Source organism: Roseixanthobacter liquoris, from assembly GCF_043195135.2.
Lineage (GTDB): Bacteria > Pseudomonadota > Alphaproteobacteria > Rhizobiales > Xanthobacteraceae > NCEH01.
In genome coordinates, this window is the sequence record NZ_CM195537.1 from 4,060,149 (window position 1) to 4,075,147 (window position 14,999).

General features: G+C 67.9%; 11 protein-coding genes. 4 read left to right on the plus strand and 7 right to left on the minus strand.

The genetic code is table 11. The annotated features are described in order from the left end of the window. The first annotated feature begins 7 nt into the window (after positions 1 to 7). Positions 8 to 802 carry a 4'-phosphopantetheinyl transferase family protein gene (locus tag V5F84_RS18280; protein ID WP_394041545.1) on the plus strand — a complete coding sequence of 265 codons (795 nt, stop codon included), beginning with the start codon at positions 8 to 10 and terminating at the stop codon, positions 800 to 802. Here V5F84_RS18280 and V5F84_RS18285 read toward each other — a convergent pair. The 5 genes from V5F84_RS18285 to V5F84_RS18305 form a co-directional block, all read right to left on the minus strand. Next, positions 703 to 4,698: a non-ribosomal peptide synthetase gene (locus V5F84_RS18285; RefSeq protein ID WP_394041546.1), complete on the minus strand. Its 3,996-nt coding sequence runs from the start codon at positions 4,696 to 4,698 to the stop codon at positions 703 to 705. The two genes, V5F84_RS18280 and V5F84_RS18285, sit on opposite strands and share 100 nt — an antisense overlap. A gap of 19 nt (positions 4,699 to 4,717) precedes the next feature. After that, positions 4,718 to 5,935: an outer membrane beta-barrel protein gene (locus tag V5F84_RS18290; protein WP_394041547.1), complete on the minus strand. Its 1,218-nt coding sequence runs from the start codon at positions 5,933 to 5,935 to the stop codon at positions 4,718 to 4,720. Between the two features lie 98 nt (positions 5,936 to 6,033). After that, positions 6,034 to 7,587, minus strand: coding sequence for a prohibitin family protein (locus V5F84_RS18295; RefSeq protein ID WP_394041548.1), 1,554 nt, complete (start codon positions 7,585 to 7,587; stop codon positions 6,034 to 6,036). 58 nt (positions 7,588 to 7,645) lie between these two features. Further along, positions 7,646 to 7,831, minus strand: a complete 186-nt coding sequence (locus V5F84_RS18300; protein ID WP_394041549.1) for a hypothetical protein — start codon at positions 7,829 to 7,831, stop codon at positions 7,646 to 7,648. A 212-nt stretch (positions 7,832 to 8,043) separates the two neighbouring features. Then, positions 8,044 to 8,661: a YcjF family protein gene (locus tag V5F84_RS18305; protein ID WP_394041550.1), complete on the minus strand. Its 618-nt coding sequence runs from the start codon at positions 8,659 to 8,661 to the stop codon at positions 8,044 to 8,046. Between the two features lie 769 nt (positions 8,662 to 9,430). Between V5F84_RS18305 and V5F84_RS18310 the strand changes: the two genes are divergently transcribed. Then, positions 9,431 to 10,303: a thioesterase II family protein gene (locus V5F84_RS18310; protein ID WP_394041552.1), complete on the plus strand. Its 873-nt coding sequence runs from the start codon at positions 9,431 to 9,433 to the stop codon at positions 10,301 to 10,303. Between the two features lie 331 nt (positions 10,304 to 10,634). Here the strand turns inward: V5F84_RS18310 and V5F84_RS18315 are convergent, their stop codons facing one another. Both V5F84_RS18315 and V5F84_RS18320 read right to left on the minus strand, forming a co-directional pair. After that, positions 10,635 to 11,654 carry an alpha/beta fold hydrolase gene (locus V5F84_RS18315; RefSeq protein ID WP_394041553.1) on the minus strand — a complete coding sequence of 340 codons (1,020 nt, stop codon included), beginning with the start codon at positions 11,652 to 11,654 and terminating at the stop codon, positions 10,635 to 10,637. Positions 11,655 to 11,855: 201 nt separating this feature from the next. Then, positions 11,856 to 12,842 carry an NADPH:quinone oxidoreductase family protein gene (locus tag V5F84_RS18320; protein WP_394041554.1) on the minus strand — a complete coding sequence of 329 codons (987 nt, stop codon included), beginning with the start codon at positions 12,840 to 12,842 and terminating at the stop codon, positions 11,856 to 11,858. A 270-nt stretch (positions 12,843 to 13,112) separates the two neighbouring features. On the opposite strand from V5F84_RS18320, the gene V5F84_RS18325 reads away from it, so the two are divergent. Continuing rightward, on the plus strand, positions 13,113 to 13,634 hold the full coding sequence (locus V5F84_RS18325) for an invasion associated locus B family protein (protein ID WP_394041555.1): 522 nt from the start codon (positions 13,113 to 13,115) through the stop codon (positions 13,632 to 13,634). Positions 13,635 to 13,767: 133 nt separating this feature from the next. Next, positions 13,768 to 14,982, plus strand: coding sequence for a dual-specificity RNA methyltransferase RlmN (rlmN, locus tag V5F84_RS18330; protein WP_394041556.1), 1,215 nt, complete (start codon positions 13,768 to 13,770; stop codon positions 14,980 to 14,982). Positions 14,983 to 14,999 lie beyond the last annotated feature (17 nt).

Sequence of the window (14,999 nt, forward strand, 5' to 3'; positions counted from 1 at the left end):
CGCGGCGGTGATCGATCTTTACCTGCTCGCGCTCGAACGGCTCGGCCCGCAGGACATTGCGCTTTTCGCCGCCGTTCTGGACGCGGAGGAGAACGCCCGCGCGGCGCGCCTGCGCTTTGCACACGACCGCACCGCCTTCATCGCTGCCCATGCGCTTGCGCGCTTCGCCCTCAGCCGCGCCCGCCCCGCCGTGGCGCCGGTCGCGTGGCGCTTCCGCGCGCCGCCGCTCGGCAAGCCGGTCGCCCATGCCGAAGGTGGCGCGGGCGTGAGCTTCAGCCTGTCCCACACCGCCGGACTGGTGGCGGTGGTGGTGGGCGAAGAGGCCCCGCTGGGCGTCGATGTGGAAGCCATCGTGCCGGCCACCGCGACGCTGGATCTTGCCGCCGCCTTCTGCGCGCCGGCCGAACATGCGGCCCTCGCCGCGCTCGCGGACGGGGAGGCGCGCGCCCGGCGCTTCTTCACCTTGTGGACGCTGAAGGAAAGCCTGCTCAAGGCGGCCGGCCTCGGCCTCTCCCAGGCGCCGCAGACGGTGCAGTTCGCGGTCGATCCCCTGGCGGGCGATCCCCCGGCGGGCGATTCCCTGGCGGTCACGCAGCTGTCCGGGGCGGCGCGCGGCAATTGGCATTTGTGGAGCGGCGTCACGCCGCCCCGCCATTGCCTGGCGGTCTGCGCGGAAGGCGAGGCGCGGCCGCATCTCAGCGCCTATGCGGTCGGCGACGGGGCGGCGCTGGCAGCGGGCGCCCCGCTGCCGCACGCATCGCTGGCGCTCAGCACCTGCCGCAGCAGGCTCAGCACCGTGTGAACATGGGGCGGGTGGAACATGGAATAATGATCCCCGCCCACCTCGTGCAGCACGAACCGGCCCCGCGTTCTCGCCCGGAACGCCGCCCCGCCCGCGCGCGGCACCGCATCCGCCGCCTCGATGCAGGTGATGGGTGCCGCAAGCGGCGCCGCCTCCGGCCGATGGGCGCGGGCGATCGCCTGATGGTGGGCGGCGAGGCGTTCGATGCGGGCGAAATCCTCCGCCGGCAATTGCTCCATGATGGCGAGCACCCGCCCCCAATAGGGCTTGGTGCGCAATTGCGCGAAGGTGAAGGCGGCGGGCGGCGTCGCGCCCTTCTCCGGGGCTCTCTCCTCCGGCGCCGCATCGAGCAGGACGAGGGTGACCGCCCGCCCGCGCGCTTCCAGCAGCCGCGCCGTCTCAAGCGCGAAATGCGCGCCCAGCGACCAGCCCACGAGCCGCAGCGGATGGGCGCTTTCCATCGGCACTATCTGCGCCGCGAACAGCGCCGCCGCCGCCGCAAGGCTCGGCGCGAACGCCATGTCGGCGTCGAACCCCGGCGCTTGCAGGCCGTAGCAGGCGACGTCGCATGCCAGCGGCTCGGTGAGATCGCGGTACAGCGTCGAGGTGCCGAGCGCGGGCGGGAAGAAGAACGCCACCGGCGCGCCGGGCGTCGCCGCGCGCAGCTTCAGCAGCGACGACGGCGCCGCGTCCGCCGGCGGGCGTTCCAGATAGGTCGCGAGCGCGCGGATCGTGGGATGGTCGAACAGGCTGCGCAAGGTGAGCTGGCGGCCAAGCGCCGCCTTGGCTTTCGAGACCAGGGCGATGGCCTTGAGGCTATGGCCGCCAAGGGCGAAGAAATCCTCCTCCAGCCCCACCTGTTCGAGGAACAGCACCTCTTTCCAGAGCTTGCGCAACCCCTCTTCCAGGGCGCTGCCCGGCTCATCCGCGCGGGGGCCGGCGGCGGGGGCGCGCCAATGCTCTTCCAGCGCCTTGCGGTCGAGCTTGCCGTTCGCGGTCATGGGAAAGCGCGAGACGGGGAAGAATCGGCTCGGCACCATGGCGGGCGGCAGGCGGGCGGCGAGCGCGGCCCGCAGCGCCCCGGCGTCGGCGGGGGCGCCCTCGGCAAGGATCACATAGGCGAACAATTCCGCCGCGCCGCCGCGCGCATCCACCACCGCCGCCGCATCGGCGACCTGCGGCAGCGCACGCAAGGCGGCCTCGACTTCCTTCAGCGAAACGCGATAGCCGCGGATCTTCACCAGGTCGTCCATGCGGCCGAGGAATTCCAGCTGCCCATCGGGGAGCCAGCGCACCTTGTCGCCGGTGCGATAGACGGGCACGTCGCCCGCGCCCGCGTCGGCCGCCAAGGACAGGCGGGTGAAGCGGGCCGCATCCGCGGGCGACGCATTCACATAGCCCTGGGCGAGCCCCGCGCCGCCCACCAGCAATTCGCCCGCGATCCCTTCCGGCACCGGCCGCAGGGTGCGGTCGCAGACGAAGGCGCGGGCGCCCGAGATCGGCCGGCCGATGCGCTGCGGGCCTGCCCCGGCTTCGGCGAGATCGTCCAGCGGCCCGCTCACGCAGCCGATGGTGGTCTCCGTCGGCCCATAATGATTGGCCAGCGACACCTGCGGCGCCAGCCTCTTGAGCTGGTGGAGATCGGCGAAATTCTGCGCCTCCCCGCCCAGCAGGATGAGCCGCAGATCCCGTGCGCCGGCGAACGCCGCAGCGCTGCCGGGCGTGGCCATCAGCATGGCGAGATAGGAGGGGGTGAGCTTGAGCAGCGTCAGCTTGTGGGCTGCGAGCAGAGCCAGCACCTGTTCGGGATCGCGCCGGGCGTCTTCGTCCAGCAGCGAGAGGCAGCCGCCGCCCAGCAGGGCGCCGAAGACGGCGGTATAGCCAAGGTCGAAGGCCGGCGAGGTGAGCAGCGCCGTGCGGATGGGGAAGTCCGGCCCGCAGCGCCGCACCAGCCAGGACACATAGGCCAAAAGCGCCCCATGGCCGATGCGCACGCCCTTGGGCTGGCCCGTCGTACCGGACGTGTAGATGACATAAGCGGTGGGATCGGCCGGCAGCGGCGGCAGATCGGCACACGCGCCCTCCCCCGCCGCGCCCCGTGCCCGTTCCAGCTCCTCTTCCAGCGACAGCAGAGCGACGCCGTCCGGCAGGTCCGGCAGGCGCTCCGCCGCCGCGCTCAGAACGAGGCGGGCGCCGCAATCGGCGAGAATATGGGCGAGGCGCGCCGGCGGGCTCGGCAGGTCGAGCGGCACATAGGGCACGCCCAGCAGCAGGCAGGCCAGCATGGCGGTCGCCAGCCCCTCCCCCGCGTCCGCATGCAGCGCGACCGGGATGGAGGGGGTAGCGCCAAGGTCCGCGAGCCGCAGGGCGAGGCGGCGCGCGTGTTGCTCCAGCGCGGCGTGGGAAACGACGCTGTCGCCCAGCCGCAAGGCCGGCGCCTCGCCCTGCCGCGCGACCAGGGCGACCCGCGCCGTCCGCAGGTTTTCCGCCTGGGCCGGCAGCGCCCCGCCATCGCCCCAGGTCATCACGCGGGCGTGCTCGTCCGCATCGAGGAGCGTCAGGTCCTCCACCGCGCGGTCCGGCGCATCCGCCACCTGCTGCGCCAGCACCTCCAGCCAGGCGGCGAGGCGGGCGACGCGGTCCGGGTCCACCACGTCGGCGTTGAAGGTAAGCACGATCTTGAGCGCCTCGCCCGGCAGGGCGACCACGCCGAAATCATAATTGGAGGTCTGGTAGACGCTGACATCCTCGATGGTGACACCCGGCGCCAGCTCCTGCGCCGCGCCCTGGAAGCGCTCCTCCAGGGGATAATTCTCGAACACGAAATAATGGCCGATCAGCCCCTGGCGCAGGGGGCTCGCGGCCTGGATGTCCGCGAGCGCGCAATGCACATTCTCCAGCCAGTCCATGCGCTCGGCCTGGGCGCGGCGCAGGAAGGCGGAAACGCTCTCCCCCGCCACCACGCGCACCCGCAGCGGCAGCATGCCGATGCATGGGCCGAGGATGGTGTCCGCGCCCTCCATGTCCGGCGGGCGGGTGGAGGCCATGGCGCCGAACACCACGTCGTCGCGATCCTCCACCTTGGCCAGCAGGAGGCCCCAGAGCGCCTGGATCAGCGAATTGAAGGTGGCGCCGCTGGCCTGCGCCCGCGCGGCAAGACGGCGCGTGAGATCAACGGAGAAGCCCGCCGTGTGGCTGCGCATGTCGCGCCCCGTCCCGAGCGCGCGCGCCCGCGCCGCCGGCAGCGGCAAGGCGGTGTCGGCGCCGGCGAGATAGCCCCGCCAATAGCCGAGCCCGGCCCGCTCGCGCCGCGCCAGCGAGGCCTTCACGAAGGCGCTGAACGGCATCGGGCGCGGCAGTTGCGGTTCCGCGCCGCGCGCATACGCCTGATAGGCCCGCGTCAGCTCATCCTGCAGGATGCCGATGCACCAGCCGTCCATCAGGATATGGTGGAAGGAGAACACCACGCGGGCAAGCTCGCGCGTCTCCACCAGCACCCCGACCCGCAGCAGCACGTCGCGCTGGAGATCGAATGCCGTCTCGCGCTGCGCCTTGGCATAGGCTTCCACCCGCGCCGCGCGCTCCTGCGGCGGCAGGGCGGAAAGATCGACGATGTCGCAGGCGAAGGGCCGCGTCTTCAGCACGATCTGAAGCGCGCGATCGCCGCCGGTGAGGCGAAACACGGTGCGCAGCATGTCGTGCCGCGCCACCACCAAAGCGAAGGCGCGATCGAAGGCGGCGACATCCAGCGGGCCGCGAATGGAAAAGCGCATCTGCTGGAAATAGCTGCGCTGCCCCTCCTCCCCCGCCTCGCGCTCCAGCAGATCATGGAAGGCGACGCCTTCCTGGAACGCGGTCAGCGGGTAGATATCCTTGATATTGTCGCGGCTGATCATGAGCGGTCCGATTGCGCCTTCAGAATTTATAGGTGATGCCGGCACCGACGATGTGTTCGTCGAAATTCTGCGAATTGTCCGACGTGATCTGGTGGTTGAATTTGTATCCGTATTCAATGGTCGTGTGATCGTTCCAAAGATATTGGCAGCCGATCGAATAGACCGACTCGTCATAGACGATGGGAAGCTGGATCGCCTCCTGGACGATATATTGGAACCGCGCCTCGATGAGCGTCTTGGGATCATATTGCTTGCGCAAAGCGATATCGTAAGTATTGATGAAGATGCCCGGCGTGCCGGGATAGACCAGTTCGGACGCGAGGCGGCTCCAATTGAGCTCGGTGCTCCAGGTGGCGTCCATCTGCCACTTCAGCTTCGCATAGCCCACCAGGGTGCTCACCACGGCGAAGCGTGGATCGGCATAATCCTGCATCAGATAGCCGAGCTGGCCCGAAATGTTCAGCGCGGGAGTGAAGGCATAGGAAAAGCCCATCGCCGCCAGATAGCCGACGGAATTGCGGTCATACAGGTCCGTCATGGTATAAATGGTACGGTCGAGCGCCACCAGCGCATAAATCTTGTCGGTCTTGTTGAAATTATAGCCGACCTTGCTGATCTGATTGAAATCGGCCAATTCATAAAGGCTGGTCGAGGCGCCGGTCCCCAGGCTCTGGGAATAGAACTGGCTGTCCTTCATGGAGACCGCGATCTCGCCGAACCAGGGGCCCTGGTCATAATCCAGCCCGGTCTTGTACTGCTGCTTGGTGATGGTGTTGAGCGCTTTCGGGACGGCGCCGAGCGCGGCATTGGAGACCGCCTGCTGGGTTGCCTTATAGCTGGAATTGGAGGTCCAATCCTCGTTGATCTTGCCGAAGGCGGAAGGATTGAAGAGATATTCCTTCTTCACCATCGTGTCGTGCAGGACATAGTCGGTATATCGATAGGAGGCCACCAGGGCGCCACCGTAATTTCCCTGGTCGTATTTGATGTGGATCGCCGGCGCCGCCACCAGCCCGAGATCGCCGCCGGTGGGCGGCGGGGTCTCCAGCACGTTGGTGGAATACAGGCTGTCGAACGAGATCTGCGGCGCCACCACCAGCGCGCCGTCGAGATAGCGAAAGCCGGTGGTGGGCGTGACTTCAGGCACTTTCAGCGGCCGCACCGGCGTCGTGGTGCCGGTGTCCTGGTTGTTTTCCTGGGGCGCATTGGTGGGCAGATTGTCCGCCGCGGCGCTCAATGCGATGCCGGCAAAGAAAAACAGCGGCGCAAGAACCGGAAGCGGGAGCGGGCGGAAGGACATCGGGCGCCGGGCCCGAGGTCTGAACCGCCCCTTCCTCACGGCGCGCGACCCGGGCCGACGGGCGGCTCGTTCGGCGAGAGCCAGGCCGCCCAGGTGGCGAACAGCTCGCGCGCCCCGCCGAGACCGAGGGGACTGTTGAACAATTGCGTCGCGTGCGGCTGCACCACCGGGTCCGGCCGGTCGCCGCTGGCGAGCGAGGGCGTGCCGGGCGGAACCGCCCCGGGCAATACCGCCCCCGGGCGCAGCTGCGGCGGTCCACCCTGCTGGCCGGTGGGCGGCGGCGGGGCGGGCGCAGGCGACCCGGTGGCAATCGCCGCGTCTGTCGCCTCCTGGCGCACGAAGGGGGCGATGGACTGGGGCAGAAGGCCGTTCTCATACGCCTTGGTGTAGGCGGAAAGGTCGCTGGACCACGCGCCTTGCGGCAGGATCGCGCCGCTGCCGCCGGGCGGGCGCTGGCCGAGATCGGGCCGCGAAACATCGAGCGAGCCGGACAGGGCGGCCGAGGGCGCGGGGCGATTGTAATCCGCGGTCGCGGCGGCGGAATTGCGCGCACCCACGGCGCCGATGGCCCCCAGCCCCGGCGCCTGCGCCTGCGCCTGCTGGGGAGGGGCGGCGGGGGCGGCCGAGTCCCCGGTATTGAGGATCAGCGGCAGCCCGTTATTGCCGCCCACCACCACGGTCTTGGCATTGGGCGAGGTGGCGAGCAGGACGGTCGCCTCGATGCCGCGCCATTTCAGATAATTCTCCGAAATGCCGGACTGCACCGTCTCCTGGAATTTGCGGATGCCTTCCGCCTCGATATACTTTCGGTCGGATTCATAATGCTCACGCTCCACGCGATATTGCATTTCCTGAACCAATTGTTCCTGCTCGATCTTGCTCTGGATCGCGGCGACGATGCGCGGCGGCAGGGCAACGTCGCGGACCAGAACGTCGGTGAGGATGATCAGGCAATCCTGCCAATTTCCATTGGCATTCTCCACGTTCACATCGCTCTGGGAGCAGATGTAATTCTTCACACCCGGATCGACCACCGCGCGGAACACCCGCTGCATCATGTTTTCGCGCGTCGGGCCATAATAATCGCGCACGGCGAACATGGCGAATTCCCGGCGGGTGGCCGCATTCACCTCGGGCAGAAGCAGCGTCTCGGCATAGCTCGGGCCGAGCACGGAATTGAGGTGCGGCAGGAATTTCTGGTTCAGGAACCAGCGATAGGTGATCGAAATGGAGATGTTCAGGCCGTCGGAGGTGATGGCCACGATGTCCACGTTGCGGGCCTGAAGGCGCAGGTCATAGACATAGATGATGTCCCACGGCCATTTGATGGTGATGCCGCTCGGAATGGAGAACCGCAGCTCGGTGCCGCCGAACCGGCGCCACAACACGCCGCCCGAGCCCACCGGCACGTTGACGATCATATAAGGCGCGAGAAACACCACGAATACGAGCGCGACCAGCAATATCAAGGCGATGCGACGCCGCAGCCGCCCCCAGGGGCCCGGCGCGGCGGGCCCGGCCCCTTCTTCGATATCGCCCCGCAGGGGCGCATCGTATCCGATTGGGGGCTCTGCCAGCCTGTCGCTCATGGATTTACGCACTCATGCTTGGAACATGGTCGAGCGAAGGGGGCGCCATCGCACGCGCCTAATACCGCGGCAGTTTGACGGTGGTGTTGCGGTCACCGTTCGATCCCACGATCACGAGGATCATCAGCCCGACCAGCGGGGAGAGCGCGATCGACAGGATGAAATAAAGAAAAAAGCCGCCGCGCAGGCCGATGCCGAGGAAACCCACCAGCAGGCTCAGCAGCAGATAGATCATGATGGCCATGGCACGCCCCTCGCAAACACGCCGGCAAAACGCAAAGACGCCTCAAACTCAAGCGCGGCCGCAGGTTCCCGTGTGACTGTTCCCGTGTCACTCAAGACCTTGCGGCCGGAACACCTGGATCCGCGCCGGAGCGCGGCACCGCCCCTCGCCCAGCGCGGGACGGGCCGACATGCGGTGAGCGCGACGCACCGGCGCCGCGCCCACCGGCGATCTCACAGGACCGGGGCGACCGGGGTGCCCGCCGGCACTTCGGCGACCGGCTCGACGACCACGGCGTCCTTCTTGCGGCCGCGCATGGCATCGCCAGCGCTGGACAGCAGGGTGGACGTGTCGGCGCGGGCCTTTTCGAATTCCTGCACGAAATAGGCGCGCATCTTTTCCGGCTCGAAGTCGAGCAGCGTGCCGCCGGCCTCGAAATGCTGGGTGAACACCCGGCCGAGCGCGACGGTGGCGGCGGCGGAGAGCGCCGGCATGACGGCCGCGCCGAGCAGGGTGCCGATGAAGGGCACGGACTTGGCGATGCTGCCGAGGCCGCCGGTGGTCATCACGGCGGGGATGCCGCCGCCGAGCACGGAGGCCGCAACGGCGCGGATGCGCTCGCGCGAGAACGGCAGGTCATAGACCTTCGCCAGCTCGCCGATCATGGTGTACTGGATGCCCGCCACGCCGGCCACATCCACCACCGGCAGCGGGATCAGGCCCATGCCGGCCGCCCAGAGCGCGTGCGAGCGCACGATCTTCTCGGCCTTGTCCTGGTTGGAGACGAGCGGAGCGGACGCCACGGGGCTGTCCACATGCGATTCGTGGTCGTTCTGCACATCGGAAACCATGGGGTCATCCTCACGCGGTTGGATAACGAACAGTTTGCGGCCGGACCTGCGCGCCCGACCCGACTCGGTGCCCGCGGACGCCGCGCGGCACCGATCTTGCTGGGACCGGGCTCGGCCGGCCCGAAACGATTACAACTCTGATAATACGTACCGATTCGACGCAATCCGCGCCTTCGGTTCTAAGCCTTGCCCGCGGCGTGCCGACGGCCTTCGCGAAGCCGCGCACCCGCAGGACCCATCCCGGACATCCTCACGCCGGAAACCACCTGGGCAGCCCGGCGCGCGATGCGGCGGGAAACTGACATAAGCAGTTCCAGAAGTCCACATACTTCACGTATTCAATTGTCTGATTTAATATACACCTGCCGGTACCGATCCAACCTGTAAGCAAACCTGCATTTTTTTGTCATATCGTTGACATCGAGCTACGACACTTCTTCCGCGCTGAAAGACAACTAATCTACGGGGCGGACTCGTAGAGCTGTGACTTAACGCTTGCCGAAGGGAAACCGGACGCTGCGAGCTGCACAGACGGCTATGAATCTGCCGGCGGGCGAGGGGCCGCCCCTGCGCCGGCTGCATCCGGCGGAGGCGAGAAATACAGCCGGTCCGGCGTCACAGGGCTGCCGGGCCGCGCCTCGATGCCGATCAGGGTTATTTTCAAGAAGACACGATACAACTTTTGGTTTTTTAGATTTCGACACGCTCGCGAATGTGCGGGGGCTCGGCCTTCGGCCCGGAACCGCGCGCCTTGATGAGGAACAGCGTCATGAACGGCCTTGGTCTCGCCACGCCGTCCTTCGGCCCCGCGCCCCATGCCACCGGCCACGCCGTTAGCCACGCCGTTAGCCATGCCTCCTGGCCGGGCGCGCGTGACGCGGCAAGCCGCAGATGGCTGCCCCATGCCGAGGCCGGAACCGCGCATTCCCATCGCCTGTTCTGCCTGCCCTTCGCCGGCGGCGGAGCGAGCAGCTTCATGGGGTTGCGGCGCAATGCCCCAGCCTGGCTCGATGTGCAGCCGATTCAATTGCCGGGACGCGAGAGCCGCACCGCCGAAACCCCATTGCGCAGCGTCGAGGCCGTGGTGACCGCCCTTGTGGAGGCGCTGCGCCCCTGGCTCGACCGGCCGTTCGGCCTGCTCGGCTATTCGCTCGGCGCGCGGGTCGCCCGCGCCCTGATTCTGCAGCTGCGGCGCGAGGACATGCCGCTGCCGCACATCCTGTTTCTCGCCGCCCATCGCGCGCCCAACGCGCCGAGCCGCCGGCCGCCCCTGCACATGCTGCCCTCGGATGCCTTCTGGGCGCGCCTCGCCGCCTATAACGGCACGCCCTCCGAGGTGCTGGCCAACCAGGAATTGCGCGACCTGCTGGAACCCATGCTGCGGGCCGATTTCGAGATGGCCGAGGGCGCCATGCCGGCGGCCGCGCCCCTGCCCTGCCCGGTGGTGGCTTTCGCCGGCACCGAGGACCCGTTTGCCGGGCCGCAGGACATGGCCGGATGGGCCCTGGAAACGCGCGGCGATTTCGAGCTCGTCACGGTGGAAGGCGCGCATTTCTTCCTGCGCACCAATGCCCGCTGCTTCATGGATCACGTCTTCTCCCGCGCCGCCCACCGCCTGCTGCCCCACGCCGTCGCCGCCTGAGCGGACGCGGCGGATCGGGATTCGGGGTTCGGGCCCGCCCGCACGGCGCGGGCGGCGCGAGGCGTCTGGTTTCATAGCCGGGACGAGCGTTGGCCTCGATGCCCTGCGAAAGGTGCCGGTCGCCGAACGCGCATCCGGCCGACGGCGCATCTGCTGGAGGCCCATCTCACGAAGGCGCATCTCGCAAAGACGCCCGCGACGGAGTTCCCCGCCCGCGTGCGGTTCCCGGGTTTGGCGCGCCGCAGCCGCACCGATATAGCGCCCCGGCGTCCCGCGTGCCGCGCGGTGCGATGGCCGGGCGAAGGCGCGCCCGGCCCTTCTCGCAGGGCGCCTATTTGCGCGCCGCCGCCAGGACTTCCGTGATGGCGGCGATCACCGCCTTGGGGTCGTCATCCTGGATATAATGTCCCGACTTGGGGATTAGGCGGTTCACGCCCACCGTGGAATTCGCCGCCAGCCGATCATGCAGCTGCATCCACAGGGCATTGGCCGGCGCGCGCTCGGCCTCGGGCATGTTGGGCATGGCGTTGCCGGCGGTCAGCACGATCAGCGGCAGGGCCTTGAAGCTGCCCCGGGCGGCATCGAGCTCGCGATCGTCGCGGGTGGGCGTGGGGGCGTTCATCGAGAACATGTTCTCGTGCTCGGACAGCATGGCCTGCCAATAGGAGGTGGTCATGCTCCAGCCGTTCTCGACCGCCGCCAGAGCGGCATCGGCGCCCGCGGTCACATTGCCGCAATCGGCGAGAATCTGGCTGCCCGGCTTGATATCGCCGACCTTCGCGGCGGCAAGGCACTTATCGAGCAAGGCCCGCTGGCCGGCATTGGCCTGGTAATAGGATTGGGTGACCGGCGCCATCAGCCTCTCCTGATTCGCCACCGCCGGGTCCACCAGCACCAGGCCCGCCAGGTCGTCGAGATGGCGATCGGCGAAATAGACCGCGTTCATCCCGCCCATGGAATGGGCCACCAGGAGAATGGGCCGCTCGATCTTCGCCGCCAGCAGCATCTTGTGCAGGTCGCGCGTCATCACCGCCAGGTTCTGCGGCTCGTGCGTCGGATCGCTGAAGCCGAGGCCGGCGCGATCATAGGCGCAGGCACGGGTGAGCTTGGCGATCTCCCCCTGCACATAGCGCCACGTCACCGAGGTCTCGCCGAAGCCGGCCTCGAAGATCACGGTCGGGCTGCCGCTGCCCTGGCACACCAGGTTCAGCCGCCGGCCGTTGCCGACATCCACCAGTTCGCCGGGCTTGCCATACAGCGCCTGGTCAAACGGCTGGCCCGTCTGCGCCAGGCAAGGAACGGCCGCCATCACGCTCGCGACGGCCACAAGACCCAAGTTTAGCCATGACATGATCCACCCCCATGCTGCGAGGTGGCCTTAGCCGCAAGATGTTTCAGCGTTACGACGAATCGCGCGGAACTTCGGATTCATCGTGGTTTCGATCGGATTCGTGTCGATGATCCGGAACTTCGCCCGAATGTGCGGCGAACAGCGCCGAAATCCTGCGGTCATTTGCGGAGATCAGCCAGAAATCCGGCACAAAGCCACGACTCAGCCGGCGAAATCCGTGGTCAGAACCACCTTGCCCTTCACCCGCCGGCCGGCAATCTCCCCGAGCGCGTCGGCGCAATTGGCCAACGGGAAGGTGGTATCCACATGGGCGGAAATGCGGCCCGCCCGGGCATGGCCCACCAATTCCTCCACCGCGCCCCGGAGCCAGGGCACATCGCGCCGCGCCTGCGCCCCGAAAGCCACGCCGCGGGCGTCACAATTCTTTAGCAGCAACAGGTTGAGCGGCAATTTCGGGATGTCGCCGGCGGCAAATCCGATCACCAGCAGCCGTCCGCACCAGCCCAGCGCCCGCACCGCCTGCTCGGACTGCGCCCCGCCCACGGGATCGAACACCACATCGATGCCCCGCTCCCCGCCGAGCGCCTTGAGGGCGACCTTAAGGTCTTGCTGTGTATAGTCTATTCCCTCATCGGCGCCGTGCGCGCGGGCAAACTCCAGCTTGTCCGGCGCGGAGGCGCAGGCGATCACGCGGGCGCCCAGGATCTTGCCCAGCTCCACCGCCGCCAGCCCCACGCCGCCCGCCGCCCCGAGCACCGCAAGTGTCTCTCCCGCCTTCAATTCTCCGCGATCCCGCAGGGCATAGAGGGCGGTGCCGTAGGTCACGATCAGCCCCGCCGCGCGCACCAGGTCGAGATCGTCCGGCACCGGGGCGAGGGTCTGCGCCTTGACCACCACCTTCTCCCGCGCGGCGCCGCTGGTCATGTAGCCGGCCACCCGGTCGCCGATCCGAAGGCCGGTGACGCCTTCGCCCAAGGATCTGACAAATCCCGAGAATTCCGCGCCCGGCGAAAACGGCAGAGGCGGCTTGTGCTGGTACAGGTCGCGGATGATCAGCGTGTCGAAAAAATTGAGGCCGACCGCCGCCACGTCCACCACCACCTCGCCGGGACCCGGCAGCGGATCCGGCAGATCCTGGACCACCAATTGCTCCGCCGGCCCGTGGCGCACGCACATGACAGCCTTCATGACCCCATCCCCTCACACCTCGCCGCAGGGCGCGGCACGGCCCGCCGCAGCCTTGCCGGAACCGGCGCAACCGCGCGATCCTTCCCACGAAACCGGGGATGGCGCCCATGGCGACTTGTCAACTCACGGCCCTGGCCGCAAAGGATGCCAGGGCGTTAAGGAAGCAAAAGCAGTCTGTGTGCCATTTTTTTGTCGGCGTCCACATTTAGGGGCATTGAAGCAGCCCGCTGCGCTGCCTTTCCTGCACCGCGTTCAGATCTAGGAGAAGTCATGGCTCCGTTCCGCACACGCCTTGCCGTCCTCGGCGGCCTCGTCGCCGCCCTGGTCGCAGGTCCAGCGTTCGCCCAGCAGGCGCAGCCCAAGCCGGTCGCGCAGTTCGGCGATTGGAGCGTCTATGTCAGCGCCACCCCCAACGCCAAGGTCTGCTACACCATTTCCCAGCCGAAGGACCGCCAGCCCGCCGGGCTGAAGCGCGACCCGGCCTACTTCTTCATCTCCACCCGGCCGGCGGAAAACGTGAAGAACGAGATCAGCCTGACCATGGGATTCGCCCTCAAGGAGGCGAGCGAAGCCAAGCTGACGATCGGCTCGCAGACCTTCGCGCTCTACACGAAATCCGAAGGCGCCTGGGTGCGCAACGTGGCGGACGAGGGAAAGATGGTCGAGGCCCTGCGCAAGGGCAAGGACGTGACGGTCGTGAGCCTGTCGGCGCGCGGCAACCCGACCACCGACAAATACGGGCTTGCGGGCATCGGCCAGGCGCTCGACCGCGTCGCGCAGGAATGCAAATAGCCGGCGCCGCCGCCCCCCAGCGGAGGCTTTGCCCGAACCGCGCCGCAATCCTTGCATCTAAAGGGCCTGAAGGATCGGATCGCGTCCGTCGTGCGGCTGGCATGGCGGGCGCGAAACCATTATGTGTGACCCAATGACGCTCGTGATCGATACCACCCCCGCCGCCACGCCGGCGACGCCGCCCGTTTCCCTGCCCTCGCTCGTGGGGCTGGACCGGGAGAAGCTCGGCCGCGCGCTCGCCGCAATTGGGGTTGGCGACCGCGATCTGCGCATGCGCGTGAACCAGCTCTGGCACTGGATCTATCTGCGCGGCGCCCACGATTTCGACGAGATGACCAACGTCTCCAAGCATCTGCGGGCGATACTGGCGCAGGCCTATTCGCTGGCGCGACCGGAGATCGTGGTGGAGCAGGTGTCGCAGGACGGCACCCGCAAATGGCTGCTGCGCCTGCCGGCGGACACGCCCGGAGAGAAGCCGCACGAGGTGGAGTGCGTCTATATTCCGGAGAGCGACCGCGGCACCCTGTGTGTCTCCAGCCAGGTGGGCTGCACCCTCAATTGCTCGTTCTGTCACACCGGAACCCAGCGTCTGGTGCGCAATCTTTCCGCCGCCGAGATCGTCGCCCAGGTGATGGTGGCGCGCGACCGGCTCGGCGATTATCCCGGCCGCGAGCGCGCGGTCGGCCCCGGCCTGCCGACGGAGGGGGATCGGCTCGTCACCAACATCGTCTTCATGGGCATGGGCGAGCCGCTCTATGCGTATGAATCCGTGGCTGAAGCCATCGAGATCCTGTCGGACGGCGACGGCCTCGGCCTCGGCAAGCGCCGCATCACCGTGTCCACCTCGGGCGTGGTGCCGGAGATCGAGCGGCTCGGCCGCGAGGTGGCGCCCATGCTCGCCATCTCGCTGCACGCCGTGCGCGACGAGTTGCGCGACGTGCTGGTGCCGATCAACAAGAAATATCCGCTCGCCCAATTGCTTGAGGCGTGCCGTACCTATCCGGCCGCCTCCAACGCCAAGCGCATCACGTTTGAATACGTGATGCTGAAGGGCGTCAACGACAGCCCGGCGGACGCCAAGGCCCTGGTTCGGCTGCTCGACGGCATTCCGGCCAAGATCAACCTCATCCCGTTCAACCCCTGGCCGGGCACCCAGTACGAATGCTCCGACTGGGAGACGATCGAGAAATTTTCCGACATCGTGTTCCGCGCCGGCTATGCGAGCCCCGTGCGCACCCCGCGCGGGCGTGACATTCTCGCCGCCTGCGGCCAGCTCAAGAGCGAGACGGAAAAGCTTTCCGCCCGCGAGCGTCTGGCCCTGCGCGCCATGGCGGCGGCGGCCGAATAATCGATCCGCAGCCGACG

Bases quoted from the DNA above. Each gene is read 5' to 3' on its own strand.
- V5F84_RS18285 (WP_394041546.1), bottom strand. From the start codon at position 4,698: ATGATCAGCCGCGACAATATCAAGGATATCTACCCGCTGACCGCGTTC.
- V5F84_RS18295 (WP_394041548.1), bottom strand. From the start codon at position 7,587: ATGAGCGACAGGCTGGCAGAGCCCCCAATCGGATACGATGCGCCCCTG.
- V5F84_RS18300 (WP_394041549.1), bottom strand. From the start codon at position 7,831: ATGGCCATCATGATCTATCTGCTGCTGAGCCTGCTGGTGGGTTTCCTC.
- V5F84_RS18305 (WP_394041550.1), bottom strand. From the start codon at position 8,661: ATGGTTTCCGATGTGCAGAACGACCACGAATCGCATGTGGACAGCCCC.
- V5F84_RS18310 (WP_394041552.1), top strand. From the start codon at position 9,431: ATGAACGGCCTTGGTCTCGCCACGCCGTCCTTCGGCCCCGCGCCCCAT.
- V5F84_RS18315 (WP_394041553.1), bottom strand. From the start codon at position 11,654: ATGTCATGGCTAAACTTGGGTCTTGTGGCCGTCGCGAGCGTGATGGCG.
- V5F84_RS18320 (WP_394041554.1), bottom strand. From the start codon at position 12,842: ATGAAGGCTGTCATGTGCGTGCGCCACGGGCCGGCGGAGCAATTGGTG.
- V5F84_RS18325 (WP_394041555.1), top strand. From the start codon at position 13,113: ATGGCTCCGTTCCGCACACGCCTTGCCGTCCTCGGCGGCCTCGTCGCC.
- rlmN (WP_394041556.1), top strand. From the start codon at position 13,768: ATGACGCTCGTGATCGATACCACCCCCGCCGCCACGCCGGCGACGCCG.